The following is a 25312-nucleotide window of genomic DNA, read 5'->3' as shown; positions in this document are numbered from 1 at the left end:
TATGATTTTAAATAAAGAAACAGCCAGAACAACTGCTGAACTGTTATTGCAAATTAAAGCAATAAAATTAGATGCACAAGAACCATTTACATGGGCCAGCGGTTGGAAATCGCCAATATACTGCGATAACCGAATAGTTCTCTCCTATCCGCCAATTAGAAATCACATAAGGGAACAGTTTGCACGCCAAATTGAAGAGCTTTATGGAAAACCTGATGTTATTGCAGCGGTAGCAACAGGCGCCATTGGTATTGGGATGTTGGTAGCCGAGATTTTAAGTCTTCCGTTTATCTATGTTCGCCCAGAAGCTAAAAGCCACGGACGAAAAAACCAGATTGAAGGAAATCTCTCTGAGGGCCAAACCGTGGTGGTAATTGAAGACTTAATTAGTACCGGAAACAGTAGTTTAAACGCGGTAAAAGCTCTAAAAGAAGCCAAAGCTAATGTAAAAGGTATGCTTGCCATTTTTACTTACGGTTTTAAAACTGCCGATGAAAATTTTGAAAAAGAAGGAATAGAATTACATACGCTTAGCGATTATGATTTTTTATTGGAAACTGCACAACGCACCAATTATATTAATGCAACTGAAGCCGGTATTTTAAGAGAATGGCGTCAGGATCCCGCAAACTGGAAAAATAAATAATGGATATAGAAAGCCCAAAAGTTACTGCAGATAAAAGTCAGCAGGAAATGTTCAATTTTTTGACCAAGGTTGAGAATTATGAACAATTAATGCCTGAGAGCAAGGAAGTATTTGAAGTTAGAGATGAGAAAACTTTTGTTTTTGGCCTTAAAGGAATGCCCGTTATAAAATTAGAAATCCAGGAAACCATAGAGCCAGAATTGGTTGTATTAGGTTCTACATCAGATAAATTTGATTTTAAATTAAAAGCGCATATCGAAGCTTTAAACGAAAATCAAAGTGAAGTGAAGATGGAATTTAATGGTGAATTTAATGCGATGATGGCGATGATGGTGAAAAAACCATTAACCAAATTCATAAATACTTTAGCTGAAAATATTGGGAAGCTATAAATTTTAAAAGGCTGTTTGAATGTTTTTTTATTCGACTTAGAACCTGAAACAAGTTCAGGTTGACGGAAATAAAGCCTTCAAACAGTTTTTTTAATACATCAGTTTAATTTCTTTTAAATCAAAGGTTTTAAAAACCGAATCTTCTATTTCCAAATTCAACCTACCTGAAGTGGTGACACCGCGAATAATTCCCGTGAGATAAGTGTCATCTGGCAGTTGAAAGGTAGATACCAAATCCCGCCTAAACATATTCCTGGCATATTTTTCTAAAATTGAGGCTTCAGTATCAGCATTAATTTGAGTTAATTTATCTTCAAATTCATCGGTAATTCTTTTTAATAATTCATCCAGGTTAAAATTATTCCCAGTGACTAATTTTAAGGAAGAAGCCTGTGGAAGGCCGGGAAATTCAGTTTGATTCACATTTAATCCAACTCCAATTATAGAAGCTACTATTTCATTATTTTTCAGGATGTTTTCAATAAGAATTCCGCTAATTTTATAGCGTGCTGACATTATGTCGTTAGGCCATTTTACCTTTAAGGCAGGCACATTAAATTTGTTTAACACTTCAATAATTGCCAGTGAAACGGTGGCGCTCATTAAAAACTGATGGTTTACCCCAACTTTTATTTTTGGATATAAAACGCTAAAAGTAAGGTTTTCCCCTGCATTTGAAACCCAACCAGACCCGCGTTGGCCGCGGCCTTTGGTTTGCTCTTGGGCCACTACACATATAGACTCAAAAGAGGTATTGCCCCGGTAGAGCTCCCGGGCAAATTCGTTAGTAGAATTGGTGGCATTAACTTTGATTATACGCATAGTAATAGTAAGAAATGAAACGGGCGTTAAATGTTATGTAAACTAAGCCTATAAACAGCTAAAAAGTAATAACTTTGCGAAAATAATTAATTTTAATGGCAAAAAAAGAAGCGAACAACGATCAACTTATTGCGCATATAATTAAAGGAATTGAAGAAGTAAAAGGTAACGACATTGATATTCTTGACCTTAGGCAAATAGAAAATACCGTATGTGATTATTTTATAATTTGCAACGGGACTTCCAACACACAGGTAAACGCCATTGTGAATTCCATCCAAAAAACTGTAAGTAAGGCTCTTAAAGACAAACCCTGGCACGTAGAAGGCGGAGAAAATGCAGAGTGGGTACTTTTAGATTATGTAAACGTGGTTGTTCACGTTTTCCAGAAGCATATTAGAGAGTTTTACGATATTGAAAGTCTTTGGGGTGATGCTAAAATCACTTCCATAGAAACCAATTACTAATTATTTAATTTAGAATTACCAAGAATGGCGAAACAGCAACCCAAAAAAAATACAGATCCCAAGAAGCCTAAGTTTAATGCTTACTGGATCTATGCCGCTATAATTATTATATTTATAGGAATCAATTTCTTTAGTGGAGGCGGTTTTAGTGAACCAGCGCAAACCAACCCGGCTGAATTTCTATCTTACCTTAGAGACGGTGATGTAAAAAAGGTAGAGATTGTAAACCGAAAACAAGCTAAGGTTTATCTAACCGAAGAGGCAGCACAAAAAGATATACATAGGCAAGCTAACGATCCCGAACTTTTTAACACCGGTGGTGAAACTCCGGCTTATAGTTTTGAGTTTGGTGATTTGCAAAACCTTGAAGACGATATCAAGGAAATAAAAGCTGAAAATAATTTAGATACCACTGTTGTTTACGATACGCAAAGTAACGTAATGAGCGAGATTTTCTGGGCATTATTACCCTTTATCCTCATTATTGGTGTTTGGATTTTTATAATGAAAAAAATGAGCTCTGGTGCCGGTGGCGGTGCGGGAGGCCAGATTTTCAATATTGGTAAATCAAAAGCAAAATTATTTGACCAAAATACCGATGTAAAAACTTCTTTTAAAGATGTTGCCGGGTTGGAAGGCGCAAAAGAAGAAGTTCAGGAGATAGTAGATTTCCTTAAACATCCAGAGAAATATACTTCGCTAGGTGGTAAAATTCCTAAAGGAGCTCTACTTGTAGGACCTCCGGGAACCGGTAAAACCTTGTTGGCAAAAGCAGTTGCAGGAGAAGCTAAAGTGCCTTTTTTCTCACTTTCTGGATCAGATTTCGTAGAAATGTTTGTAGGAGTTGGTGCTTCAAGGGTTCGTGACTTATTTAAGCAAGCCAAGGAGAAATCACCTTCCATCATTTTTATTGATGAAATTGATGCTATTGGACGTGCCAGAGGAAAAAGTAATTTCTCGGGTTCTAACGATGAACGTGAAAATACCTTAAACCAGCTATTAACAGAAATGGATGGTTTTGGAACCAATACTAACGTTATTGTAGTTGCCGCAACCAACCGTGCCGATGTACTGGATAAAGCGCTAATGCGTGCTGGAAGATTTGACCGACAAATTTATGTTGATCTTCCAGATTTAAATGAAAGAAAAGAAATTTTTGAAGTTCACTTAAAGCCACTTAAAAAAGTAGCCGAAGAACTTGATACTGAATTTTTAGCAAAACAAACTCCGGGATTCTCTGGAGCTGATATTGCCAATGTTTGTAACGAAGCTGCACTTATCGCTGCACGTAAAGGCAATAAAGCGGTAGGAAAACAGGATTTTCTTGATGCGGTAGACCGTATAGTGGGAGGACTTGAGAAAAAGAATAAAATAATTACTCCAGACGAGAAGAAAGCAATTGCCTACCACGAAGCCGGTCACGCGACTGTAAGCTGGATGTTAGAGCATGCTGCGCCACTGGTAAAGGTAACTATTGTTCCGCGTGGACAATCACTTGGTGCCGCCTGGTATTTGCCTGAAGAACGTCTTATTGTAAGACCAGAGCAAATGCTGGATGAAATGTGTGCTGCCCTGGGTGGACGTGCCGCAGAGAAAGTGGTTTTTGATAAAATTTCAACCGGAGCTTTAAGTGATCTTGAAAAAGTAACTAAACAAGCTAAAGCAATGGTTACTATTTATGGGTTGAACGATAAAGTTGGAAACCTTACTTATTACGATTCTTCTGGCCAGAGTGAATATAATTTCACCAAGCCATATAGTGAAAGTACATCTGAGCTTATTGATAAAGAGATTTCAAATTTAATTGAAACCCAATATCAGCGAGCCATAGATCTACTTACCAAACATAAAGATAAACTGGGACAGTTAGCCGATATTCTTCTTGATAAAGAGGTAATCTTTAAAGATGATTTGGAAACTATCTTCGGAAAAAGACCTTATGATAAGGACAAGGAAAAAACTGAAGTTTTAGGAAAGAAAGAAGAAACTCCTAAAATCGAAGAAAAAGCCGCTGAAACCGAAGAACAAAATCCCACCCCCGGAAGTGATTCTGAAGAGAACACGATAACTGAAAATAATTCAGTTAATAAATAGTTCACAACCACGGTTTAAAAAATCTTAATTTATCTAAGTGTTAAATTAAGATTTTTTACCTTTGGTTAAAATGACGTTGAGAACCACACCCAAAACTCTATGAGTCTATTTAGAAGATTTCTTAACCCTAAATCTAAATCAGACAAAAAACAGGAATCTCCTGAAAAAGCTGAGCGGGGAAAATACATGCCAGAGGTAAAACTCCCTACTGATGAGCGCTTTATGCTCAATTTTAAAAATAATGGGGGTAAATTTCTCTATTGTGAAGACAATAAAGAGATGCAAGAAGCTTTTGATAATATTTTACTGGAAAACGATTGGTACGAAAAAGAATGTTTTTGTCTTGATCCCAATCTTCAGGATAAATTTAAAGGTTTCAACCTTAGTTTTACCAGGTCTGGTTCGGCTCCATTCTTTCTTTCTACCTGTGAGTACCTGGTAGCAAACGATGGTTCTATACTTATTTCTTCTAACCAGATTAAAGAATGCAAACTCAACGATTTACCCGATAATTTTGTTATTATTTCTTCTACAAGCCAGTTAATAGATACAATTGGCGAAGGCCTTCGCGGCATTAAATTTAGAAACAAACAGCGAATTCCTTCTAATATTACTACCATCAAAAATTTTGAAACGCAGAAAGAAGGTGATTTTATGAGCTATGGAAGTAGTACAAAAAACCTATATTTGCTCCTGCTGGAAGATTTATAACACATGAGGGAAGCTATTATTAGAACTATTTCAGGATTGTTGTACGTATCCATATTGGTGGCTTCTATACTTTCTTCAGAATTAATTTTTATCAGCTTATTTTATCTTTTAGGACTAGTTTGTCTTATAGAAATGCAAAAACTTCTGCATTTAAAAAGCTATGCACTTTATGGTGTACAAGCTTTACTTTTTTATCTTTTCAGCTATTTAAAATTTAATCAGGATGCTACAATCCTGTTGCTCTTTATTACCATATTCGTAAACTTATTTCTTGTAAAAGATTTACTGGTAGTAAGAAAAATACCTGTTTTTGAAAAGAAGAAGTATATCATTATTATTTTTTACCTAATTTCTTCGGTAATTTTTCTCACGCTAATTCCAACCATAGAAGGCGTTTTTATTCCAAAATTGGTAGTAGGTATTTTTATCCTGATTTGGACTAATGATACTTTTGCTTATATTGTTGGTAAGAATTTTGGAAGCAAAAAACTCTTTGAACGTATTTCTCCCAATAAAACTGTAGAAGGTTTTCTGGGCGGAGTTATTTTTAGTGGTGTAGCCAGTTTTTTTATATTTTATTACACCCAGTTCCTCACCTTCCCTATCTGGCTGGGAATGGCCATAATACTTAGTGTTTTTGGAACTCTTGGAGATCTTATTCAATCAAAATTTAAACGGCAGGCCGGTGTGAAAGATAGCGGCACCTTAATGCCAGGACACGGCGGCTTGTTTGACAGATTAGACAGTATTATTTTTTCGAGTCCATTTGTATATGCTTATCTATATATTCTAGATTATGTTTCATAAAGAAGGTTATAAAATAATGGCGTGGGCAGCTTTGCTGCTTATTGCAATAAACGTGGTATCTTATTCGTTAATAAATACATACTGGATAAAATTTGCTATCCTGGTAGCCACCATAATACTGTTTTTTCTAATTATTCAATTTTTTAGAAACCCAAAACGGAATACACTTTTAAACGATGCTCACGTCGTTGCTCCGGTAGACGGAAAAGTAGTGGCCATTGAAGAAGTAGAAGAGAAAGAATACTTTAAAGACAAACGTTTGCAGGTTTCTATTTTTATGTCACCAATAAATGTGCACGTAACCAGGCATCCAATTGGTGGAAAAGTAAAATACAGTAAATATCACCCCGGGAAATTTTTAGTGGCCTGGCATCCAAAATCCAGTGAAGAGAATGAGAGAACAACGGTAGTGGTTGAAAATGATATTGCCGGCGAAGTTTTATACCGGCAAATTGCCGGAGCAATGGCAAAAAGAATTGTAAACTATGCTGAAGTTGGAAATGAAGTAATCCAGGGCAGTGACAGCGGATTTATAAAATTCGGTTCTCGGGTAGATGTGTTTCTACCTTTAAACACACCAATTTCGGTGAAACTTAACCAGAAGGTAAAAGGTGGGCTAAGTGTAATAGCCAAAATTGATGAATAAGCAGTACGTTATGCCTGAAACAACAGATGAAAAATTTTTAAAAGCCTATGATATGGCCAGCAAAACCACGCAAAAATTTGCGCCAGATGTTATGCTTCATTTCTACGCCTATTACAAGAAAGCCACTCAGGTAAACGGATTTTACGTCCCGCCTACCAACGAAGGGGATCTTAGAAATGCTTTTAAAATAAACGCTTTATTACAGGTGAAAAATTTAAGCAAGCAGGAAGCTCGCGAAAAATATGTAGAACTTGTAGAAGAACATATTGGCGAAGTAACCCCATAGCTACCTCGCCAAAATCTCCCTTAATTTTATTTTAAACTTTTTAAGCTGGCTTTAATCGCTTCAATTTTAGCTTCAGCATCTGCCTTTTTCGCTTTTTCTATAGCAACCACTTTTTCCGGGGCGTTATTTACAAAACGCTCATTAGAAAGTTTCTTTTCCACGGAATTCAAAAAGCCTTGATTGTATTTTAATTCTTCTTCCAGTTTTTCAATTTCAGCTTCCACATCTATTGAACCGGCAATTGGAATAAAATATTCATTAGATTTTACACGGAATGAAAGTGCACCTTCAACCTGCTTATCTACATAGCTAAAAGCGTCTATATTTCCCATTTTCAAGATTACGGGATCAAATAATTCTGAAGCTTTTTCATTATTCATCACCATAAGATCTATGGTATTTTTGAATGAAATATTCTTCTCTTTCCTTATTTTTCTAATTCCCGCAATAACTTCTGAAGCCAAAGTAAACTCATTGATTATTTCTTCATTGAAATCTTTAAGCTCAGGCCATTTTGCGATAATTAAAGCTTCAGATGCTTTTCTTTCGGTAATTTCATGCCAAATCTCTTCGGTTACAAACGGCATAAAAGGATGAAGAATCTTTAAATTATCTTCTAAAATTTCTATTACCGCTTTATATGTTTTTACATCTATAGGCTGCCCGTAAGCGGGTTTTACCATTTCAAGAAACCAGGAACAGTAATCGTCCCAAATTAATTTGTAAGTGCTCATTAAAGCATCACTCATTCTGTATTTAGAGTAATGGTCTTCAATTTCTACAAGCGTTTTTCTAAACCTGGCTGTGTACCAGTCTATCGCGATTTTAGATGTTTCGTCCTGCTCTTTTTCTTCGGAAACTTCCCAGCCTTTTACCAGCCTGAAGGCATTCCATATCTTATTTGAAAAAGCACTTCCTTGCTTACATAGGTCTTCCTCGAACATTAAATCGTTCCCGGCAGGAGAACTCAATAGCATTCCTACCCTAACGCCATCGGCGCCATATTGTTCAATTAGTCCCAGCGGATCTGGTGAATTCCCCAGCGACTTAGACATTTTTCTACGTTGCTTGTCCCGTACAATTCCCGTGAGATAGACATTTTTAAAAGGACGCTCACCTCTATATTCATAGCCTGCCATAATCATACGTGCTACCCAGAAAAATAAAATTTCGGGGGCGGTAACAAGATCGTTGGTAGGGTAGTAATATTTAATTTCTTCATTTTCTGGCTCCAGAATACCGTTAAAAACGCTCATTGGCCATAACCAGGAAGAAAACCAGGTATCCAGTGCATCTTTATCCTGAATTAATTCTTCAGCCTTTAGATCAGCATTCTCTGACTTTTCTCTTGCTTTTTCCAGGGCTTCTTCAGCAGTTTCAGCAACTACAAAATCTTCTTTTCCACTTCCGTAGAAATAAGCGGGAATCTGTTGCCCCCACAAAAGCTGACGTGAGATATTCCAGTCCCGCACATTTTCCATCCAGTGCTTGTAGGTATTCAGAAATTTATCTGGCACCAGGTTAATTTCATCGCCAACCACGGCATCAATTGCCGGTTTAGCCAGCTCCTTCATTTTTAAAAACCATTGATCGCTAAGTTTTGGTTCTATTACCGCACCGGTACGCTCGCTGGTTCCTACTTTATTAATGTGCTCTTCAGTTTTGGTAAGCACACCCATTTCTTTTAATTCTTCTACAATTTCTTTTCTGGCCTGGAACCTGTCTTTGCCTTCATAATGCATTCCGTGGGCATTTAGGCTGGCATCATCATTAAGAATATCAATTACCTCCAGGTTATGCTTATCTCCAAGCATTTTATCGTTCTCATCGTGTGCCGGCGTTACTTTTAAACACCCGGTACCAAATTCCACATCTACATATTCATCTTCAATAATTGGAATTACACGGTTGCAAATTGGCACTATTGCTTTTTTCCCTTTTAAATGTGTAAAACGTTCATCGTTTGGATTGATACAAATCGCAGTATCACCAAGAATAGTTTCAGGACGTGTGGTAGCAATAGTTAAAACATCATCACTGCCTTCTACTTTATAATTTAAATAATGAAGATTTCCCTGCTTTTCAATATGAATCACTTCTTCGTCAGAAAGTGTGGTTTTCGCTACGGGATCCCAGTTTACCATTCGGTAACCGCGGTAGATAAGACCTTTTTCATATAGATCTACAAAAACCTTAATTACAGAGGCTGACATATTATCATCCATCGTAAACTTGGTTCGGTCCCAATCACAGGATGCGCCCAGCTTTTTTAATTGCTCTAGGATAATACCACCGTGCTTATGCGTCCAATCCCACGCGTGTTGTAGAAATTCCTCACGGCTAAGATCGTTTTTATCAATTCCTTCAGCCTTTAATTTTGCCACTACTTTAGCTTCAGTTGCAATAGAAGCGTGATCTGTTCCCGGCACCCAGCAAGCGTTGAAGCCCTTTAACCTGGCGCGTCTCACCAAAACATCCTGAATGGTATTATTCAGCATATGGCCCATGTGTAAAACCCCGGTCACGTTTGGCGGCGGTATTACAATGGTGTAAGGCTCACGCTCATCTACTTCAGAATGAAAATACTTGTTTTCCATCCAGTAGTTATACCATTTATCTTCTACTTTTTTTGAATCGTATTGGGAAGCAATCGCCATATTTGGTCTGGTTTTTGAAAAATAAAGGCAAAAGTAATTATAACTTAAGGATTATAAAAGAAGTTGATTTGAATATAATTTTGAGTGTACGTCATTTCAACTTATCTTTACCTTTCGTTTATTAAAAACCAGAAATTATGAAAAAGTTAATCGCAATTGCCATTTTTGTTGTTGCCGGGTTAGGCACAGCAATGGCGCAGGAAACAGCCAAAATAGAATTCAAGAGTGAAACTATTGATTATGGCGAAATAAAAAAAGGAAGTGACGGTGTTCGCGTTTTTGAATTCACCAATACGGGGAATGTTCCATTGGTTATTGCCAATGTAACTTCAAGTTGTGGGTGTACAATTCCAAAGAAACCAGAAGAACCAATTCAACCGGGAGAAACCGGCGAAATCCAGGTAAAATATAACACTCAACTTGTGGGCCCAATTAGAAAAACGGTTACCGTTTATTCTAATGCCGAAGAAGCCACAAAATCGCTTAAAATTAAAGGTAGAGTTATCGAGGACGATAGCAGCCGTTAATTTTAAGATGAAGAAATAAAAAGCCGTTTGAAATGTTTTTATAAAGTCATCCTGAGTTTATTTCAGGATCTAAAATCTTAGAAGCTGAAACCATCCTAAATCGATGGGAACAGCCTGACAGAAATAAGACTTTTCAAACGGCTTTTTTACGCTCATAATTGTACATTTCATCTTAAAAATTTACATATTTTTTTCAGGCCGATTATAACATAAATAGGCCTAAAATTTTAAAGGAATTTTGCATTTTTGCACAGTATTAAAAACAATCTCATGCCAAGTATTTCAAACAAAGGGCGCAATATGCCCGAATCTCCCATAAGAAAACTAGTTCCTTTTGCTGAAGCAGCAGTAAAAAAAGGAAAAAAAATCTACCAGTTAAATATTGGGCAACCAGATATTGAAACACCTAAAGCAGCATTAGACGCGGTTAAGAATAATGATATAGATGTTCTTTCTTATAGCCATTCTGCGGGTTTTGTATCTTATAGAACCAAATTAGCGAAATACTATCGTAAGAATGATATCCCGGTAGATGCTGAAGATATTATTATAACCACCGGAGGTTCAGAAGCTTTATTATTTGCTATGGGAAGCATTACCGATCCCGGCGATGAAGTTATAATTCCCGAGCCTTTTTATGCAAATTACAACGGATTTGCTACAGCTTCAGGAGTTGATATCGTGCCTATAAAAGGATCTATTGAAGATAATTTTTCGCTTCCTGCTATTTCAGAGTTTGAGAAATTAATTACCAATAAAACTAAAGCGATCTTGCTTTGTAACCCTGGAAACCCAACCGGGTATCTTTATACGCGTGATGAAATTCAGCAGTTGGCAGATTTAGCAATAAAACACGATTTGTTTATTGTTGCAGATGAAGTTTATCGTGAATTCGCTTACGATGGGGTTAAGCATCATTCAATTATGAGCATTCCCGGTCTTGATCAAAACGCTATTATGGTAGATTCTGTTTCTAAACGTTACAGCATGTGTGGTGCAAGAATTGGCTGCCTGGTTTCAAAAAATAAGGAAGTTATGATTGCCGCGATGAAATTTGCTCAGGCAAGATTAAGCCCGCCTACATTTGCTCAAATTGCCGCTGAAGCTGCATTAGATACTCCAGATGAATACTTTGAAGAAGTAAATAAGGAATATACCGAGCGAAGAAACCTTTTAATTGAAGGTTTAGAGCAAATTCCCGGGGTAAAAGTAGCAAAACCCAAAGGTGCATTTTACTGCATCGCAGAATTGCCCATTGAAAACGCCGATAAATTTGCTCAGTGGTTACTTGAAGATTTTCAGTATAACGGGGAAACAGTAATGGTAGCTCCTGCTAACGGCTTCTACTCTACTCCAAATACCGGTATGAACCAGGTGCGAATTGCCTATGTTTTGAAAAAAGAAAACCTGGAAAAAGCCATAGAAATTCTAAAAATAGCCCTGGAAGAATATAATAAATAGGCTATGCAGGTTGCTGAAAATTTTTCACTGAAAGAACACAATACTTTTGGAGTAGATGTAAATGCCCGGAAATTCGTCTCGGTGCATTCTACTGATGAATTGCGTGATGTTTTACAGCAAACCTATGCCTCAGAAATTTTTGTACTTGGCGGCGGCAGCAATATGTTGCTTACCCAGGATATAGATAAAACAGTGGTTCATATTGGCATTAAGGGAATAGAACTTATTTCTGAAAGTCGGGATGAAGTAGTTTTAAAAGTTGGTGCCGGTGAAAACTGGCATCAATTTGTGCTTTATTGTATAGAAAAGGCTTACGGCGGATTAGAAAACCTTTCCCTAATACCTGGAAATGTGGGCACAGCACCCGTTCAAAATATAGGAGCGTATGGCGTGGAACTCAAAGATACATTTGAATCTTGCGAGGCTATGCGAATACAAACCCTGGAAATTGAAACTTTTAACCTGCAACAATGTGAATTTGATTATCGTAATTCAGTATTTAAAAATAAGCTGAAGGGAGAATATATTATCACATCGGTTAATTTTAGATTAAGCAAAAAAGATCATCAATTAAGAACCGAATATGGTGCCATCCAGGCTGAATTAGATAAGAAGCAAATTAAAAAACCTAACATTAAAGATGTATCTGATGCTGTTATAAGCATTAGGCAGCAAAAATTACCCGATCCCAGGGAATTAGGAAACAGCGGTAGTTTTTTTAAAAATCCGGTGATAAAAGAGGCTGAATTTAAAAAACTTCAAAAAAAATTCCCAGAAATGCCTTTTTATGCCTTGCAGGCAAATAACATAAAAATTCCCGCAGGTTGGTTAATAGACCAGGCTGGCTTAAAGGGTTACAGACAGGGAGATGCAGGAGTTCATAAAAACCAGGCGTTGGTATTGGTTAATTATGGAAACGCTACCGGGGAAGAAATTTTAGCACTTTCCAGGGAAATTCAGGATAAAATTTATAAAAATTACAATGTCAAACTTGAACCTGAAGTTAATGTATTTTAAATATTTGTAGGAAAAAAATTAACGCTTCCCCTACAAAACCACTTCCTTAATTAACTTACAATTAGCAGTTTACATTCAAAAATAATCTTATATTTATAAAATCAATATCGGGGTGCTTAGGCTGAGATATACCCGTAAAACCTGATCTGGTTAATCCCAGCGTAGGAAATATTGAATCTGTAAAGACTTTATTGTCTTTTAAGAGAGAGCTTCATTTTCCGCAAAGAAAATGAAGCTTTTCTTTTTTAAAATAATTCCAAAAAAAATCCACCGGTAAAATATTACCAGTGGATTTTATTCAAAATCAATCTTTTTATCTAACTAAGATTCTTTTTTCTTCATTACCACCCCATCTATTAGGTGCACCATTCCGTTAGAGGCTTCAATATCTGTAGCAATAATAGTTGCTTTGTTTCCATTTTCATCTTGCAAAACAATATTGTCTCCTTCCCTCATTACCTTAAGTTCAGCACCATCCAAGGTAGAAATACTTGCTTCTCCTTCGCCATCTTCAATCATTTGGCTTAGATCTGAAGCTGTTATTTCATCATCTATCACATGGTATTTTAAGACAGTAGCTAATTGGTCTTGATTTTCACTCTTCATCAATTCATCCATTGTAGCCTCGTCAACTTTTTCAAAAGCGCTATTGGTGGGAGCAAAAACCGTATATGGGCCTTCATCTTCGGTAAAAGTATCAGCTAAATCAGCATTTTGTAATGCACTTACAAGAGTGCTTAAAGAATCGGTCTCCATTGCTTTTGCAGCAATACTGTTAGACTCCATTTCCATCCGTTCTTCTTCTGCAGCCATTTCAGCCTGGCGTTCGGCTTCCTGCTGCTCCATTTTAGCTTTTTCTTCTTCTTTCTTTTTGGTATCTTCACAAGAAGCAAAACTGAAAGCAAAAACTGCCAGAAGAATTATTAAAATTTTAGTTTTCATAAATTTAGTTTTTAGTAGTTTAATCGAACTAATTTATTCTCTAATCTCGACATTTTTAGGGTTTTACGATTAAATTTTAGTTAAAGTATGTAAAGCTTATACTAATATGCGCTCTAATTTTCCCAAACGTCATTTTATTGTTATTTTTGCATTAGTAATACGCCCGATAATTTTCGGGAATTATTAAAATAAAAATCTGCTCTAAAAAAGCGATTTTAGAAAAATATAGCTATGAAATTATTATTAATAACAATAGTACTTTTAGGACTGGCCTTTGCCGGAATTGCCATAAAAATATGGGGAAAGAAAGACGGTAAATTTGCAGGAACCTGCGCAAGCCAAAGTCCGTTTTTAAATAAAGAAGGTGAAGCCTGCAGTTTTTGCGGTAAATTACCCGATGAAATGTCTGATTGCTCTGGAGAAAAAAAAGCGGCTAATTAGATTAAATGGCAACACTTTTACTGGGATTCTTCTTATTATTTTCCTTAATTATCCTGGCCTATTACCTGGCCTTTTTCGCATTTGCCAATAGCACCCCCAAAAAGCCCGGGAAATTGAACCTGCCTGTTTCGGTAATAGTTTGTGCAAAAAACGAAGCAGAAAATCTTAGAAACTTCCTTCCTCCTATCCTGGATCAGGATTATCCCGATTTTGAAGTTATCGTGATTAATGATGCTTCCCACGATGAAACTTTAGAAGTTATTGAAAATTTCCAGGCCCTGGATGGCCGAGTGAAACTGGTAGATGTTCAGAATAACGAAGCTTTTTGGGCTAATAAAAAGTATGCACTGACGCTTGGAATTAAAAAAGCGAAAAATCCTTATTTAATATTTACCGATGCCGATTGCGCGCCACAAAGCCGAAACTGGATTACCCATATGGCTGCCGGATTTGTGGAAGAAAAAAGTATTGTTTTAGGTTACGGTGGTTATTTTAAAAACAGTAAATCTTTACTTAACAAGCTTATTCGGTTTGAAACTTTACTCACCGCTATTCAATATTTTTCTTATGCAAAATTAGGAAATCCGTATATGGGTGTAGGCAGAAATCTCGCTTATACCTCCAGACAGTTTTATGACCAAAAAGGCTTTGCTAATCATTTGCACTTACGTTCCGGGGACGATGATCTTTTTGTAAATGAAGGAGGCAACGAAGAGAATACTTTTATTTGTCATCATCCCGAAGCAAGCACACGAAGTGTCCCAAAAACCGATTTAAAATCCTGGTTTAAGCAAAAAAGAAGGCACGCCTCAGTAGCCGGTTTTTACAAAACAAAAGATAAAGTTTTACTGGGTTTATTTTACGCTTCCAGATTCTTTTTCTGGATCTTATTAGCTGCATTATTAATAATTCAATTTCATTGGCAACTTGTTTTAGGAGTTGCAGGATTTGTATTACTGGTACAGGCGGTGGTCTACGCTAAATCGGCAAAAAAACTTGAGGAGACAGATGTGGTTTGGTTATTTCCGTTTTTAGAAGTATTTTTAATATTTACCCAATTTGGCATATTTATAGCAAACAGCGTTTCAAAACCTACGCATTGGAAATAAATCACGAATTGCTACTTACCAAAATTAAGGCTGCCAAAAAAGGGAGTCAATCAGCGTTTAATTATTTGCTTGATACTTTTTGGGATAACGTGTACGGTTTTCAGTTAAAAAAAACCGGCAACGCCTACGAATCTGAAGATATTACCATTCAAACTTTTTCCAAGGCATTTAATAAAATTCACACCTTTGATGAAGATTATTCTTTTAGCACCTGGCTTATTGCCATTTCAAAGAATATTCATGTAGATATGCTTAGAAAGCAAAAGTCTTCTATAAGGTCTCAAACCACTTCAGATCAAAATGATAAGGTGTACCGTATTGCTGATGAAACACCCACTATTGAAGATAAATTAATTAGCGAGCAACATTTAGCGCAACTGCTTACCGATATTAAACAACTGAAGCCACATTACCAGGAAGTGATCAATCTTAGATATTTTCAGGAGAAATCTTATAAAGAAATAGCCCAGAGCCTTGACGAACCTATGAACAATGTGAAAATTAAACTCCTGAGAGCTAAAAAGTTACTTGCTGAAATTATTGAAGCCCGAAAATCGGTGTAAGTTATCACCGACTTAACGTTCTAATTTATGCAGTTCGGTAGATTATTGTATCTTTGAAACCTAGATTTTTGCTATGAGTACAGACACTATAAGCCCAGTAAAAGAAAAGCCGAAAGCCAAACCAAAATGGTTAAGGGTTAAACTTCCAACCGGAAAAAAATACACCGAACTTCGCAGCCTGGTAGACAAATATGATTTGCACACCATTTGTACTTCGGGTAGTTGCCCAAATATGGGTGAATGCTGGAGTGAAGGCACCGCTACTTTTATGATTTTGGGTAATGTTTGTACCCGTTCCTGCGGATTTTGTGGTGTAAAAACCGGCCGCCCTGAAACAGTAGATTGGGACGAACCAGAAAAAGTAGCCCGCTCTATTAAAATTATGGGTATTAAACACGCCGTGGTAACCAGTGTAGACCGCGACGATCTTAAAGATATGGGTTCTATTATTTGGGCAGAAACCGTAAAGGCTATTCGCCGAATGAATCCTGAAACCACACTTGAAACCCTTGTCCCAGATTTTCAGGGAAATGAGCGTAATTTAGACCGAATTGTAGAAGTAATGCCAGAAGTTGTTTCTCATAATATGGAAACCGTAAAAAGGTTAACCCGTGAAGTGAGGATCCAGGCAAAATACGATCGCAGTCTTGAAGTGCTTAGATATTTAAAGCAACAGGGAGTTAATAGAACTAAATCTGGAATTATGCTCGGTCTTGGTGAACAGGAAGATGAAGTTATTCAAACCCTGCACGATCTTAGAAGTGTAGATGTAGATGTGGTTACTATAGGCCAGTACCTGCAGCCCAGTAAAAAACATTTACCGGTAAAGCAATTTATTACACCAGACCAGTTTAAGAAATACGAAGCTATTGGTCTTGATCTGGGATTTCGGCATGTAGAAAGTAGCGCCTTGGTTCGCTCTTCTTACAAAGCACACAAACATATCGACTAAGTTTTTTCTGAAATAAATGAATAAAAGCATCAATATTGCCATAAACGGTTTTGGCCGTATTGGACGCAGCCTTTTTAGACTTTTAATCGAAAATAAAAGCATCAATGTGGTTGTAATAAACGACCTCGCCGATGCAAAAACCCTTGCTCATTTATTAAAATACGATAGTATTCACGGTGTTTCTCCTGCGGAAATTTCTTCAGAAGGAAACAATATAATTGTTAATGGGCAACCTATTCCACTTTTAAATTATGCTCATCCACAAGACATAGATTGGAGTGCATATAAGGTGGATACGGTGGTAGAATCTACAGGAAAGTTTAAAACCGCTAAAGATCTCCAGCATCATATTGAAAACGGAGGGAAAAAAGTGATTTTATCGGTTCCACCAGAAGACGAAGAAATTAAAATGGTGGTTTTAGGAGTAAATGAACATATCCTGGACGGCACTGAAAAAATAATATCTAATGCCAGCTGCACCACGAATAACGCAGCGCCAATGTTGAAGTTAATTCACGAAAATTTTAAAGTCCAACAGGCTTACATCACCACGATACATTCTTATACTTCAGACCAAAGTTTACACGATAAACCTCATCGCGACTTAAGAAGAAGCCGTGCCGCAGCACAATCTATAATCCCAACAACCACGGGAGCAGCAAAAGCCTTAACTGGCATTTTTCCTGATATTAGTGATGTTATTGGAGGTTGCGGCATTAGAGTTCCCGTACCTAATGGTTCTTTGACCGATATGACGATTAATGTAAGCAAAGAAACCAATATTGAAGAAATTAATAAAATCTTCAAAAAAGCGTCAGACAGTTCGTTAAAGGGAATTCTTAGTTATACCGAAGATCCAATAGTGTCTATTGATATTAATAATAATCCGCATTCCTGTATTTTTGATGCTCAAATGACGTCGGTAATTGATGGGAAATTAATTAAGATAATTGGTTGGTATGATAATGAAATCGGGTATTCCAGTCGTCTTATCGATTTAATTTCTATCGTTAATGATAAATAACTATATTTATCTCAATTAAGCTTTTAGCTGAATTTCCCGAATGAAGAACTTTACTCTTATACTACTTCTCGCATGTTGGTGCTCGTTCGCTTATGCAATTCAGCAAGATGAAACCGAAGATTCTCAAATAACTAACGAGAGAATTCAACAATTACTTAACGATGCCGAAGTTTCGGTAAATATGCTAGATTTTGATAATGCTATTGAGCAGTTAAATTCTTCCCTGGAACTTTCAAAATCTATTAACGATAAACGTGCTATTGCACTCTCCAGCAGTATTCTCGCCAAACTTTATTACTTAAGGCACGATTTTGATAAAGCCATTACCGAGCTGCAACGAGCAATTTCGATTCAAAGAGATATTGAAGACCAAAATGGTTTGGCATATAGTTATGTGAATTTTGCCAAGATTTTAATGGGGCAAAAAGATAAGGAAAGAGCTAATCGCTACCTGAATCTTGCTGAAGAAATATATCTAAAACTAGATAACGAAGTATACCTTGGTATTGTAAATTTAAACCGTGCCATCATAATCCTTAATACTGAAAATGAACCAGCAAAAGCATTAAATCTTCTTCTGCAGGCAAGGACCACCCTTTCAGAGACCGATAAGAAATATGAACTTTCTCGCCTCTATTATTATACTGCCCGGGCTCATTTAGAATTAAAAAATTATGCATTAGCCAAAGAAAATAATAAACGTGTTTTAGAGATTGCCTATGCTCAAAATTTTGGCGGGATGATTATGTCTGCCAATAAACTAATGAGTAAGCTATACGAAGAAACCGGAGACTTTGAATCTTCATTAGTTTTTTTACAAAAAAGTTTTGCCCGTAAGGACTCTATAATCGCTATGAATAATGCAGTACTGGCCGAACAGGTTAATGCCAGGTACGGTGTAGATGCGTTACAAAGTAGCCTAAATGAATTAAGTCTTCAAAACGCAGAACAGGAAAGAAATTTAAAAGTGAATAAGCTAACCACAATTTTAAGTGTGGCTCTTATCACTATTTTATCACTTTTAACTCTTTCCCTATATAAGAATAATAATTTAAGAGCCCGCGCTAATGAGTTGCTGCAAAAGAAAAATGCTGAACTTACAAAAGCCAAGGAAAATGCCGAAAAAGCTTCGCTGGCTAAGGCGCAATTTCTCTCTACAATTACCCACGAGTTAAGAACTCCTTTATATGCAGTAACGGGCCTCACCCATTTATTGTTAGAAGAAAGCCCTACCGAAAATCAAAAAGAACATCTTAATTCGCTAAAATTTTCTGGGGAATACCTGCTTTCACTTATCAATAATATATTAGACCTAAACAAATTAGAAGCGAACAAAGTGGAGATTATGGAAGCTTCTTTTGATCTTAAAAAACGAATTTCGGATGTTTTGGTAGCTCTAAAAAATTCGGCTGATGAAAAAAATACCAAAATCCATTTTAATTACGATGATTCTATTCCGCATGAATTAAAAGGCGATCCGCTAAAAATTTCCCAGATTCTTATAAATCTTATCGGGAACTCCATAAAATTTACTGAAGACGGTGATATTTGGATTAATGTTTCTAAAAACAGTCGGGAAGGGAACTTTGTGCTGCTGGATTTTGAAATAAAAGATAATGGGGAAGGCATAAGTAAGGAGAAACAGAAAGCTATTTTTGAAAATTTCACCCAGGGCTCTACTCAAATTAACCGCAAGTTTGGAGGAACAGGTTTAGGTCTTTCTATTGTGAAAAACTTACTAAGTTTACTGGGTAGTGAGATAGAATTAAAAAGCGATTTAGGCGAAGGATCTACTTTTGCTTTTCAGTTAAAATTTGAAGCAAAAGAGGTTGAAAATCAACTTAATAACAGCCCAAGAATTGAAGCCGAGCCCCTAGAAGATAAATTAGATGGAAAAAATATTCTTATTGTGGAAGACAATAAGATAAACCAAATGATTACCCGCAAGATTTTAGAAAAGCAAGGGGTAACTTGTGAGGTGGCAGATAATGGAACTATCGCGATAGAAAAAACAAAAGAAAAAGACTACGATCTTATTTTAATGGATATCCATATGCCGGGAATTAGTGGGATTGAAGCTACAAAAGAGATCAGGAAATTTAATTCTGAAATTCCTATCGTTGCGCTAACCGCAGTAACTTTAGATGAAAACCTTGATGAATTTTTCTTAAATGGCTTTAGTGATATTATCCCAAAACCCTATAAAACTGAAGAATTCTTCCTTAAAATTAACAGACAATTAGCAATTAGGGAAAGTGCTGTTTAATCCTTTGGTACGCGCTTTGTAAATTCAGGCTTAATTAAATTTTATATCAAAGAAAAACATATATAGTTTGAATTAGCCAAAATAAAAAATGAGGTGTGAACTCACCTCATTTTTTATGTGCAAAACTCAAAATTTCCTGTTTAAAAACTTCTTCTTTATTTAAAAATGAAGTTTTTACTGGTAAATAAAATAGCTGTCCATTTTCGAAATTCTCGCGTAGTCTAACATAATCTTTCTCGGTGGTTAAAAGCAGTGATTCCTTTTGTAAACGCACTATTTCGGTATTGGTGAAATTATGATGATCGTTAAAAGCGAGGTGTTTAAAATCAAGTTCTTGTGCTTCCAGGTAATCTGTGAGAGGTTTAGGGTTCGCTATTCCGGTAACGAGGGTGAAATTTTTATCCTTTAAACTGCTTAAGGGAGCTATTGTAGTTTCAGAAATAATTTCTTCCCCATAATCAATAAAACTGAAATAAAGCTGCTGATAATTCTGTAATTTAAGCCTAACTCTAATCGATTCCATTTCAGTCTTGGTGAGATTTGGAGGGCACTTGGTAACAACTACTATTTTTGCGCGTTCTGCACCTACTGTAGGTTCGCGTAAATATCCGGTGGGCAGCATAAAATCGTTTACATAGAGATCGCCGTAAGCGGTGAGTAAAATATTGAGTCCAGCCTGTACTTTTCTATGCTGAAAAGCATCGTCCAGTAGAACAATTTCAGCATTTTCTTGCTGAAGCTTTTCAATCCCATTCCGCCTGTCGGCATCTACCGCAATAAGTGCATTTTTAAACTTTCTTTTAAATTGTAAAGGCTCATCCCCTGCTTCTGTGGCAGTTTCCGTTCCGCTTAATAATCTATAACCTTTGCTGCTTCGTTTATATCCACGGCTTAACGTAGCCACTTTAAATTCAGGTAGTAAAAGCTTCAGCAAATATTCTATCATTGGAGATTTTCCGGTTCCTCCTGCATTAAGATTTCCCACACATATCACTGGAAATTTATAAGATTTAGATTTTAGAATTCCAGAGTTATAAAAGAAATTTCTGCTCCAGGTTACAAATCCGTACAACAAAGCAAAAGGAAGTAGCATTTTTCGTAAAATCTTCATACAGGGCAGGCTATAATAATTATATTTGAAGTTGGGCTGAAATTAACTACTACGAAATTAATAAAAAGCAACTCTGCTAAGTCTATAAAAACCAAAAAACAAGATGCTTGTAAAAGAAGTTATTGATATAATTGAAGATTTTGCGCCTACGACGTACGCCGAAGATTTTGATAATGTAGGTCTTTTGGTGGGCGATAAAAATGCTGATGTAACCGGCGCGCTTATCACTTTAGACACCTTGGAGACAGTGGTAGATGAAGCTATTGAAAAAAAATGCAACCTTATTATTAGCTTTCATCCTATTATTTTTTCGGGTTTAAAAAAGCTTACGGGGAAAGACTATGTAGAAAAAACAGTAATTAAGGCCATTAAAAACGATATTGCTATTTATGCCATTCACACCGCGCTGGACAACCAATACAAGGGTGTGAACGATATGATTTGCGAAAAAGTGGGCCTAAAAAACCGGAAAATTTTAATTCCGCGGAAAGACAGCATTAAAAAACTTACCACTTTTGTTCCCAATAAACAGGCTTCAGCAGTAAGAAAAGCGCTTTTTGAAGCTGGGGGAGGAAATATTGGAAATTATGATAATTGCAGCTTTAATTTAAAAGGAGAAGGCAGCTTTAAGCCTAATGAAGAAGCCAATCCGGTAATAGGAAAACGTGGGGAAGTTCATTTGGAAGAAGAAACACAAATTAGTCTTATTTATCCATCTATTATTGAGAAAAAGCTGCTTCAGGCACTTTTTAGCGCTCACCCATATGAAGAAGTAGCTTATGAAGTAAGTGCTTTAGATAACGAAAATCAGCATTTGGGAATGGGAATGTTTGGGGAATTAGCAAGCCCTGAAGATGAAAAAAGCTTTTTAGAACGCATAAAAAACGAATTTAATTGTGGCTGTATAAAGCATTCTCAATTACGCGGAAAACCAATTAAAAAAGTAGCAGTTTTGGGCGGTAGCGGAAGTTTTGCTATAAGTAAAGCAAAAGCTGCAGGAGCCGATATTTACCTTACTGCAGATTTAAAATATCACGACTTTTATAAAGGTGATAAGGACTTCATTTTAGCCGATATTGGACACTACGAAAGTGAGCAATACACAAAAGATTTATTACATTCTTATCTTACAAAAAAAATTAGTAATTTTGCACTTATTTTAGGAGAGACAAACACCAATCCAATCAAGTATATATAACTATGGCAAAAAAGAACGATGTTACTGTAGAAGACAAGTTAAGAGCGTTGTACGACCTTCAACTGGTTGATTCCAGAATTGACGAAATAAGAAACGTACGCGGTGAGCTTCCGCTGGAGGTTGAAGATTTGGAGGATGAAGTAGCCGGATTGAGCAAGCGTTTGGATAAAATGGATGCCGATATTGAGGTAATAGAGAACGATATAAAGAGCAAGAAGAATCTTATTGATGAGTCTAGAGTGACCATGAAGAAGTATGCTGAGCAGCAAAAAAACGTGCGTAACAACCGCGAATTTAATGCGCTTAGCAAAGAGGTCGAATTCCAGGAATTGGAAATAGAACTTGCCGAAAAACACATCAAAGAATACCGCGCTCAAATTGAGCAGAAAAAAGAGGTTATCGAGCAAACTAAGGAGCGCCTTGATGAAAGGAAAAAACACCTTGAGCACAAGAAAAGCGAACTTAACGAGATTCTTGCCGAAACTGAAAAAGAAGAGCAAGCACTAATCAAGAAATCTGCAGAATTCGAGAAGAATATTGAAGATCGTTTAGTAAATGCCTATAAAAGAATTAGAAGCAACGTTAAAAACGGACTTGCTATTGTGCCTGTAGAACGTGGTGCTTCTGGAGGTTCTTATTTTACCATTCCGCCACAGGTAATTATGGAAATTGCCGGTAGAAAGAAAATTATTACCGATGAACACAGCGGTAGAATCCTGGTAGACGAAGAACTTGCAAAAGAAGAGCAGGAAAAAATGCAAAATCTTTTCGCTAAAGTTTAATTAGCAGAAAAGAAATACAATAAAAAAAGCCTCCAATTTTGAGGCTTTTTTTATGGTTAATAATTGCTGAGCTGAATTTATTTTAATCGTGACAGTCTATCGCGCAAGATTCAATTGATGTAAACCAACCTTTACCGTTAGTTAAAGCAACTGTAGGAAAACCATTGGTATTAGCACAAACCTGTAAAGCAGCCCTACAATTTTTTAATTGTTCTTGCTGTGAGTATTCTATCATAGCGCCTATCACCGGAGGAGTAACACCTATAGCGGGTTCATCGTGCCATTTGTTTGGCGAGCCGTTAGCGTTACCCGGTTTATACATTAATGATCTAAGCACTTCCCCGGTACTTAATTCTGCATCAAATTTCACGAAACCGTTTTTTAATTCTTCAAAATGTAAAAAAATTAAATACTCATCGGTTTCAGGATTCGTTATTTTAAGTCCTTCTACAGCGTGTTTGTTTTGACTAGCTTCAAAAGATAACTCATTTACGAATTTGAAATTAAAATCCCTATCCTGGCTAATAAATTTAGCGGTTTCACCGGTGTTCTTAAAAATATAAGTAGCCGATTGGATCTTAAGAACGCCGTCATTTTCTAAAGCCAACTCCTTTTCCAATTCCTGATTGGCAGCCGGATTTTCTTCAGAATCTGTACTGCAGGAATGCAGGATAACGCTAAGTACTAAAATACTTAAAAGTGATTGTGTAATTTTTTTCATTTCGATTTTGGTGTTAATTAGTTATTCTATTTTAAATCAGTTAATTTTCGCTAGATCACTGCTTTTCTAACTTAAAAATTTTAGAAGTTACAGGCTGGGTAATGCTATACTTCTAATGTAATTCATTTTTAAACAGTCTCTATAAATTTCCAGCTATAAGCAATTGATTATTATGTAAATCTATTAAAATTTGTTAATTTATTTGAAATTCATTTAATAAATTATTCTAGTTAAATTTTATAATAAGCTGCACCTCTTAAATTACCCAAAATTCAAGGTTTTATATTGATTAACAAGCTTTTCACATTTTTAATCTATTTTAAAGCTACCTTTATTTCTACTAACTAAAACCCTTAATTATGAGATATTATGCAAGCCTACTTTGCCTAATTTTAGTGTTAGTATCCTGTAAAAACCAAGATAAAAACCCGGAAAGTGATCCTGATTTTAAAACGGAACAAACTGAAAATAAAACCACTACAGAGGTAAATACTGAAAATTCTACTTCAGCCAATTCAAATTATAATAAAAGTGAAAAGGAAACCTTAGAAGCGTCAGATACTAATAACAACGAAACCGAAGCATCTTCTTCTATATTAATTGATCCCGGCGCTACTTATATAAAAGTAGATGAAAGCGATGCAAATTGTAGCTGCTACTGTCTGGAATTAGATATGAATAATAATACAGAATTATGCCTGGCTGAAAATGAAATGTTTATCAATGCCAGGTATGCAAAAACAGGGAATTCAGTTAATATATTTTATGTGAGCCCGTCTAACAAAAACACTAATAAAGATCTACCCTGGGAAGATTTTGATACCAATACCCCTATTGCCGTTTTAAGTCCCGCTAAAAATGGTAATATAGAATTGGACTGGAAAGGTTTTTACATAGATGGTGAACTTGCGGTAGATTACGCCATTTATGGCAAAAAAACACTTGAAGGAACTTATAAAAAACAATAATTAATGAAACGATTTTTCTTACCTACATTTATATTCCTTTTGATTTCCTGCGGAAATAACGCCCAGCAAAAAACAGTTACCAAACCCGAAATTGCTAACGCCGATCCTGTGGAAGTACCGGCAGAAAATGGATATGAAAAAGCCTATTTTGCCAGCGGATGTTTTTGGTGTGTTGAGGCAGTTTACGAAAGTATTGAAGGCGTGAAGGAAGCTGTTTCCGGTTATGCCGGAGGGCATACAAAAAACCCAACTTACGAATCCAGCAATACCGGCAAAACCGGTCACGCTGAAGCTGTAGAAGTCATTTATAACCCAGAAGTAGTAAGTTTTGAAACTTTGGTAGAAGTTTATTTTGGTTCACAAGATCCCACGCAGGTAAACGGCCAGGGACCCGATATTGGTTCGCAGTACCGTTCTATTATTTTTTATCAAAATAAGGAGCAAAAAGATATTATAAACAAGGTGAAAACTGAAGTAGCAAAAGATTATGAGCAACCCATTGCTGCTGAAGTTTTACCGTTTCAAAAATTTTGGATAGCAGAAGATTATCATCAAAATTACGAAAAGAATAATCCTAACAATCCCTATATTCAAAAGGTTTCTATTCCAAGATTAAACCGCTTTAAAGAAAAGTTTCCCGAAATCCTGAAAGATAATTCGCATTAATTTTCGTTTTAAATTTTCTAAACGCTTTTTAATAAT

The 25312-nt window shown here is 36.2% G+C and carries 26 protein-coding genes and 1 riboswitch; of the genes, 21 read left to right on the top strand and 5 right to left on the bottom strand.

The window, feature by feature from the left end; all coding sequences use genetic code 11:
* Nucleotide 1: 1 nt before the first annotated feature.
* Nucleotides 2-646, top strand: a complete 645-nt coding sequence (gene pyrE, locus AO058_RS09545; protein ID WP_075326234.1) for an orotate phosphoribosyltransferase — start codon at nt 2-4, stop codon at nt 644-646.
* Nucleotides 646-1038: an SRPBCC family protein gene (locus AO058_RS09540; RefSeq protein ID WP_075326233.1), complete on the top strand. Its 393-nt coding sequence runs from the start codon at nt 646-648 to the stop codon at nt 1036-1038. The genes pyrE and AO058_RS09540 overlap by 1 nt, the downstream gene beginning before the upstream one ends.
* A 90-nt stretch (nt 1039-1128) precedes the next feature.
* On the opposite strand, the gene AO058_RS09535 is transcribed toward AO058_RS09540, so the two are convergent.
* Complete coding sequence (locus tag AO058_RS09535; protein ID WP_075326232.1) at nt 1129-1860, bottom strand: biotin--[acetyl-CoA-carboxylase] ligase; 732 nt, start codon at nt 1858-1860, stop codon at nt 1129-1131.
* A gap of 95 nt (nt 1861-1955) precedes the next feature.
* On the opposite strand from AO058_RS09535, the gene rsfS reads away from it, so the two are divergent.
* The 6 genes from rsfS to AO058_RS09505 all read left to right on the top strand — a co-directional run bounded on the left by rsfS (nt 1956) and on the right by AO058_RS09505 (nt 6871).
* Nucleotides 1956-2327 (top strand): ribosome silencing factor, encoded by a 372-nt coding sequence (gene rsfS / locus AO058_RS09530; RefSeq protein ID WP_075326231.1) that lies wholly within the window; start codon nt 1956-1958, stop codon nt 2325-2327.
* A 24-nt stretch (nt 2328-2351) separates the two neighbouring features.
* Entirely contained in the window at nt 2352-4421 is a 2070-nt protein-coding gene (gene ftsH, locus AO058_RS09525) for an ATP-dependent zinc metalloprotease FtsH (RefSeq protein ID WP_075326230.1), read from the top strand.
* 99 nt (nt 4422-4520) lie between these two features.
* Nucleotides 4521-5132: an LUD domain-containing protein gene (locus AO058_RS09520; RefSeq protein WP_075326229.1), complete on the top strand. Its 612-nt coding sequence runs from the start codon at nt 4521-4523 to the stop codon at nt 5130-5132.
* Nucleotides 5133-5135: 3 nt separating this feature from the next.
* On the top strand, nt 5136-5939 hold the full coding sequence (locus AO058_RS09515) for a phosphatidate cytidylyltransferase (RefSeq protein WP_075326228.1): 804 nt from the start codon (nt 5136-5138) through the stop codon (nt 5937-5939).
* A complete protein-coding gene (locus tag AO058_RS09510; RefSeq protein ID WP_075326227.1) occupies nt 5929-6585 on the top strand; it encodes a phosphatidylserine decarboxylase family protein in 657 nt (218 codons plus the stop codon). Before AO058_RS09515 ends, AO058_RS09510 begins: the two co-directional genes overlap by 11 nt.
* A complete protein-coding gene (locus tag AO058_RS09505; RefSeq protein ID WP_232228816.1) occupies nt 6578-6871 on the top strand; it encodes an acyl-CoA-binding protein in 294 nt (97 codons plus the stop codon). Before AO058_RS09510 ends, AO058_RS09505 begins: the two co-directional genes overlap by 8 nt.
* Before the next feature lie 26 nt (nt 6872-6897).
* On the opposite strand, the gene AO058_RS09500 is transcribed toward AO058_RS09505, so the two are convergent.
* A complete protein-coding gene (locus AO058_RS09500) occupies nt 6898-9528 on the bottom strand; it encodes a valine--tRNA ligase (protein ID WP_075326225.1) in 2631 nt (876 codons plus the stop codon).
* Between the two features lie 137 nt (nt 9529-9665).
* Here AO058_RS09500 and AO058_RS09495 point away from each other — a divergent pair, with 137 nt between their 5' ends.
* From AO058_RS09495 to murB, 3 genes are all read left to right on the top strand, one after another.
* Complete coding sequence (locus AO058_RS09495) at nt 9666-10055, top strand: DUF1573 domain-containing protein (protein ID WP_075326224.1); 390 nt, start codon at nt 9666-9668, stop codon at nt 10053-10055.
* 270 nt (nt 10056-10325) lie between these two features.
* A complete protein-coding gene (locus tag AO058_RS09490) occupies nt 10326-11516 on the top strand; it encodes a pyridoxal phosphate-dependent aminotransferase (RefSeq protein ID WP_075326223.1) in 1191 nt (396 codons plus the stop codon).
* 3 nt (nt 11517-11519) lie between these two features.
* Nucleotides 11520-12533: a UDP-N-acetylmuramate dehydrogenase gene (murB, locus tag AO058_RS09485; RefSeq protein ID WP_075326222.1), complete on the top strand. Its 1014-nt coding sequence runs from the start codon at nt 11520-11522 to the stop codon at nt 12531-12533.
* Nucleotides 12534-12631: 98 nt separating this feature from the next.
* Nucleotides 12632-12718: riboswitch (TPP riboswitch) on the top strand.
* 136 nt (nt 12719-12854) lie between these two features.
* Here the strand turns inward: murB and AO058_RS09480 are convergent.
* On the bottom strand, nt 12855-13475 hold the full coding sequence (locus AO058_RS09480; RefSeq protein WP_075326221.1) for a fasciclin domain-containing protein: 621 nt from the start codon (nt 13473-13475) through the stop codon (nt 12855-12857).
* A gap of 231 nt (nt 13476-13706) precedes the next feature.
* Between AO058_RS09480 and AO058_RS09475 the strand changes: the two genes are divergently transcribed.
* The 6 genes from AO058_RS09475 to AO058_RS09450 all read left to right on the top strand — a co-directional run bounded on the left by AO058_RS09475 (nt 13707) and on the right by AO058_RS09450 (nt 19830).
* Nucleotides 13707-13916, top strand: a complete 210-nt coding sequence (locus AO058_RS09475) for a membrane or secreted protein (RefSeq protein ID WP_075326220.1) — start codon at nt 13707-13709, stop codon at nt 13914-13916.
* Between the two features lie 5 nt (nt 13917-13921).
* Nucleotides 13922-15025 (top strand): glycosyltransferase, encoded by a 1104-nt coding sequence (locus AO058_RS09470; RefSeq protein ID WP_075326219.1) that lies wholly within the window; start codon nt 13922-13924, stop codon nt 15023-15025.
* Complete coding sequence (locus tag AO058_RS09465; RefSeq protein WP_083634160.1) at nt 15016-15588, top strand: RNA polymerase sigma factor; 573 nt, start codon at nt 15016-15018, stop codon at nt 15586-15588. Before AO058_RS09470 ends, AO058_RS09465 begins: the two co-directional genes overlap by 10 nt.
* 73 nt (nt 15589-15661) lie before the next feature.
* Entirely contained in the window at nt 15662-16540 is an 879-nt protein-coding gene (lipA, locus tag AO058_RS09460; RefSeq protein ID WP_075326218.1) for a lipoyl synthase, read from the top strand.
* 16 nt (nt 16541-16556) lie between these two features.
* The gene (gene gap, locus AO058_RS09455; protein WP_075326217.1) at nt 16557-17564 is read left to right on the top strand and encodes a type I glyceraldehyde-3-phosphate dehydrogenase; all 1008 of its coding nucleotides are present in this window, start codon (nt 16557-16559) and stop codon (nt 17562-17564) included.
* A 40-nt stretch (nt 17565-17604) separates the two neighbouring features.
* Nucleotides 17605-19830, top strand: a complete 2226-nt coding sequence (locus AO058_RS09450; protein ID WP_075326216.1) for a tetratricopeptide repeat-containing hybrid sensor histidine kinase/response regulator — start codon at nt 17605-17607, stop codon at nt 19828-19830.
* Between the two features lie 106 nt (nt 19831-19936).
* Here the strand turns inward: AO058_RS09450 and lpxK are convergent, their stop codons facing one another.
* Nucleotides 19937-20941, bottom strand: a complete 1005-nt coding sequence (gene lpxK / locus AO058_RS09445; protein WP_075326215.1) for a tetraacyldisaccharide 4'-kinase — start codon at nt 20939-20941, stop codon at nt 19937-19939.
* Between the two features lie 103 nt (nt 20942-21044).
* Here lpxK and AO058_RS09440 point away from each other — a divergent pair, with 103 nt between their 5' ends.
* Both AO058_RS09440 and AO058_RS09435 read left to right on the top strand, forming a co-directional pair.
* Complete coding sequence (locus AO058_RS09440) at nt 21045-22139, top strand: Nif3-like dinuclear metal center hexameric protein (protein WP_075326214.1); 1095 nt, start codon at nt 21045-21047, stop codon at nt 22137-22139.
* Between the two features lie 2 nt (nt 22140-22141).
* Nucleotides 22142-22921 (top strand): zinc ribbon domain-containing protein, encoded by a 780-nt coding sequence (locus AO058_RS09435; protein ID WP_075326213.1) that lies wholly within the window; start codon nt 22142-22144, stop codon nt 22919-22921.
* Between the two features lie 82 nt (nt 22922-23003).
* Here the strand turns inward: AO058_RS09435 and AO058_RS09430 are convergent, their stop codons facing one another.
* Nucleotides 23004-23642, bottom strand: a complete 639-nt coding sequence (locus AO058_RS09430) for a hypothetical protein (RefSeq protein ID WP_075326212.1) — start codon at nt 23640-23642, stop codon at nt 23004-23006.
* A 359-nt stretch (nt 23643-24001) separates the two neighbouring features.
* Here AO058_RS09430 and AO058_RS09425 point away from each other — a divergent pair, with 359 nt between their 5' ends.
* Both AO058_RS09425 and msrA read left to right on the top strand, forming a co-directional pair.
* Nucleotides 24002-24610, top strand: coding sequence for a hypothetical protein (locus AO058_RS09425; protein WP_075326211.1), 609 nt, complete (start codon nt 24002-24004; stop codon nt 24608-24610).
* A gap of 3 nt (nt 24611-24613) precedes the next feature.
* A complete protein-coding gene (msrA, locus tag AO058_RS09420) occupies nt 24614-25276 on the top strand; it encodes a peptide-methionine (S)-S-oxide reductase MsrA (RefSeq protein ID WP_075326210.1) in 663 nt (220 codons plus the stop codon).
* The last annotated feature ends 36 nt before the right edge of the window (nt 25277-25312 follow it).

The organism is Salegentibacter sp. T436 (assembly GCF_001932675.1).
GTDB lineage: Bacteria > Bacteroidota > Bacteroidia > Flavobacteriales > Flavobacteriaceae > Salegentibacter > Salegentibacter agarivorans.
Note: the sequence above shows the minus strand (reverse complement) of the source record. Positions and strands in the feature narration are given on the sequence as shown.

Excerpts from the sequence above, each read along its gene's own strand:
- pyrE (WP_075326234.1), top strand. The coding sequence starts at position 2 with ATGATTTTAAATAAAGAAACAGCCAGAACAACTGCTGAACTGTTATTG.
- AO058_RS09540 (WP_075326233.1), top strand. The coding sequence starts at position 646 with ATGGATATAGAAAGCCCAAAAGTTACTGCAGATAAAAGTCAGCAGGAA.
- AO058_RS09535 (WP_075326232.1), bottom strand. The coding sequence starts at position 1,860 with ATGCGTATAATCAAAGTTAATGCCACCAATTCTACTAACGAATTTGCC.
- rsfS (WP_075326231.1), top strand. The coding sequence starts at position 1,956 with ATGGCAAAAAAAGAAGCGAACAACGATCAACTTATTGCGCATATAATT.
- ftsH (WP_075326230.1), top strand. The coding sequence starts at position 2,352 with ATGGCGAAACAGCAACCCAAAAAAAATACAGATCCCAAGAAGCCTAAG.
- AO058_RS09520 (WP_075326229.1), top strand. The coding sequence starts at position 4,521 with ATGAGTCTATTTAGAAGATTTCTTAACCCTAAATCTAAATCAGACAAA.
- AO058_RS09515 (WP_075326228.1), top strand. The coding sequence starts at position 5,136 with ATGAGGGAAGCTATTATTAGAACTATTTCAGGATTGTTGTACGTATCC.
- AO058_RS09510 (WP_075326227.1), top strand. The coding sequence starts at position 5,929 with ATGTTTCATAAAGAAGGTTATAAAATAATGGCGTGGGCAGCTTTGCTG.
- AO058_RS09505 (WP_232228816.1), top strand. The coding sequence starts at position 6,578 with ATGAATAAGCAGTACGTTATGCCTGAAACAACAGATGAAAAATTTTTA.
- AO058_RS09500 (WP_075326225.1), bottom strand. The coding sequence starts at position 9,528 with ATGGCGATTGCTTCCCAATACGATTCAAAAAAAGTAGAAGATAAATGG.
- AO058_RS09495 (WP_075326224.1), top strand. The coding sequence starts at position 9,666 with ATGAAAAAGTTAATCGCAATTGCCATTTTTGTTGTTGCCGGGTTAGGC.
- AO058_RS09490 (WP_075326223.1), top strand. The coding sequence starts at position 10,326 with ATGCCAAGTATTTCAAACAAAGGGCGCAATATGCCCGAATCTCCCATA.
- murB (WP_075326222.1), top strand. The coding sequence starts at position 11,520 with ATGCAGGTTGCTGAAAATTTTTCACTGAAAGAACACAATACTTTTGGA.
- AO058_RS09480 (WP_075326221.1), bottom strand. The coding sequence starts at position 13,475 with ATGAAAACTAAAATTTTAATAATTCTTCTGGCAGTTTTTGCTTTCAGT.
- AO058_RS09475 (WP_075326220.1), top strand. The coding sequence starts at position 13,707 with ATGAAATTATTATTAATAACAATAGTACTTTTAGGACTGGCCTTTGCC.
- AO058_RS09470 (WP_075326219.1), top strand. The coding sequence starts at position 13,922 with ATGGCAACACTTTTACTGGGATTCTTCTTATTATTTTCCTTAATTATC.
- lipA (WP_075326218.1), top strand. The coding sequence starts at position 15,662 with ATGAGTACAGACACTATAAGCCCAGTAAAAGAAAAGCCGAAAGCCAAA.
- gap (WP_075326217.1), top strand. The coding sequence starts at position 16,557 with ATGAATAAAAGCATCAATATTGCCATAAACGGTTTTGGCCGTATTGGA.
- AO058_RS09450 (WP_075326216.1), top strand. The coding sequence starts at position 17,605 with ATGAAGAACTTTACTCTTATACTACTTCTCGCATGTTGGTGCTCGTTC.
- lpxK (WP_075326215.1), bottom strand. The coding sequence starts at position 20,941 with ATGAAGATTTTACGAAAAATGCTACTTCCTTTTGCTTTGTTGTACGGA.
- AO058_RS09440 (WP_075326214.1), top strand. The coding sequence starts at position 21,045 with ATGCTTGTAAAAGAAGTTATTGATATAATTGAAGATTTTGCGCCTACG.
- AO058_RS09435 (WP_075326213.1), top strand. The coding sequence starts at position 22,142 with ATGGCAAAAAAGAACGATGTTACTGTAGAAGACAAGTTAAGAGCGTTG.
- AO058_RS09430 (WP_075326212.1), bottom strand. The coding sequence starts at position 23,642 with ATGAAAAAAATTACACAATCACTTTTAAGTATTTTAGTACTTAGCGTT.
- AO058_RS09425 (WP_075326211.1), top strand. The coding sequence starts at position 24,002 with ATGAGATATTATGCAAGCCTACTTTGCCTAATTTTAGTGTTAGTATCC.
- msrA (WP_075326210.1), top strand. The coding sequence starts at position 24,614 with ATGAAACGATTTTTCTTACCTACATTTATATTCCTTTTGATTTCCTGC.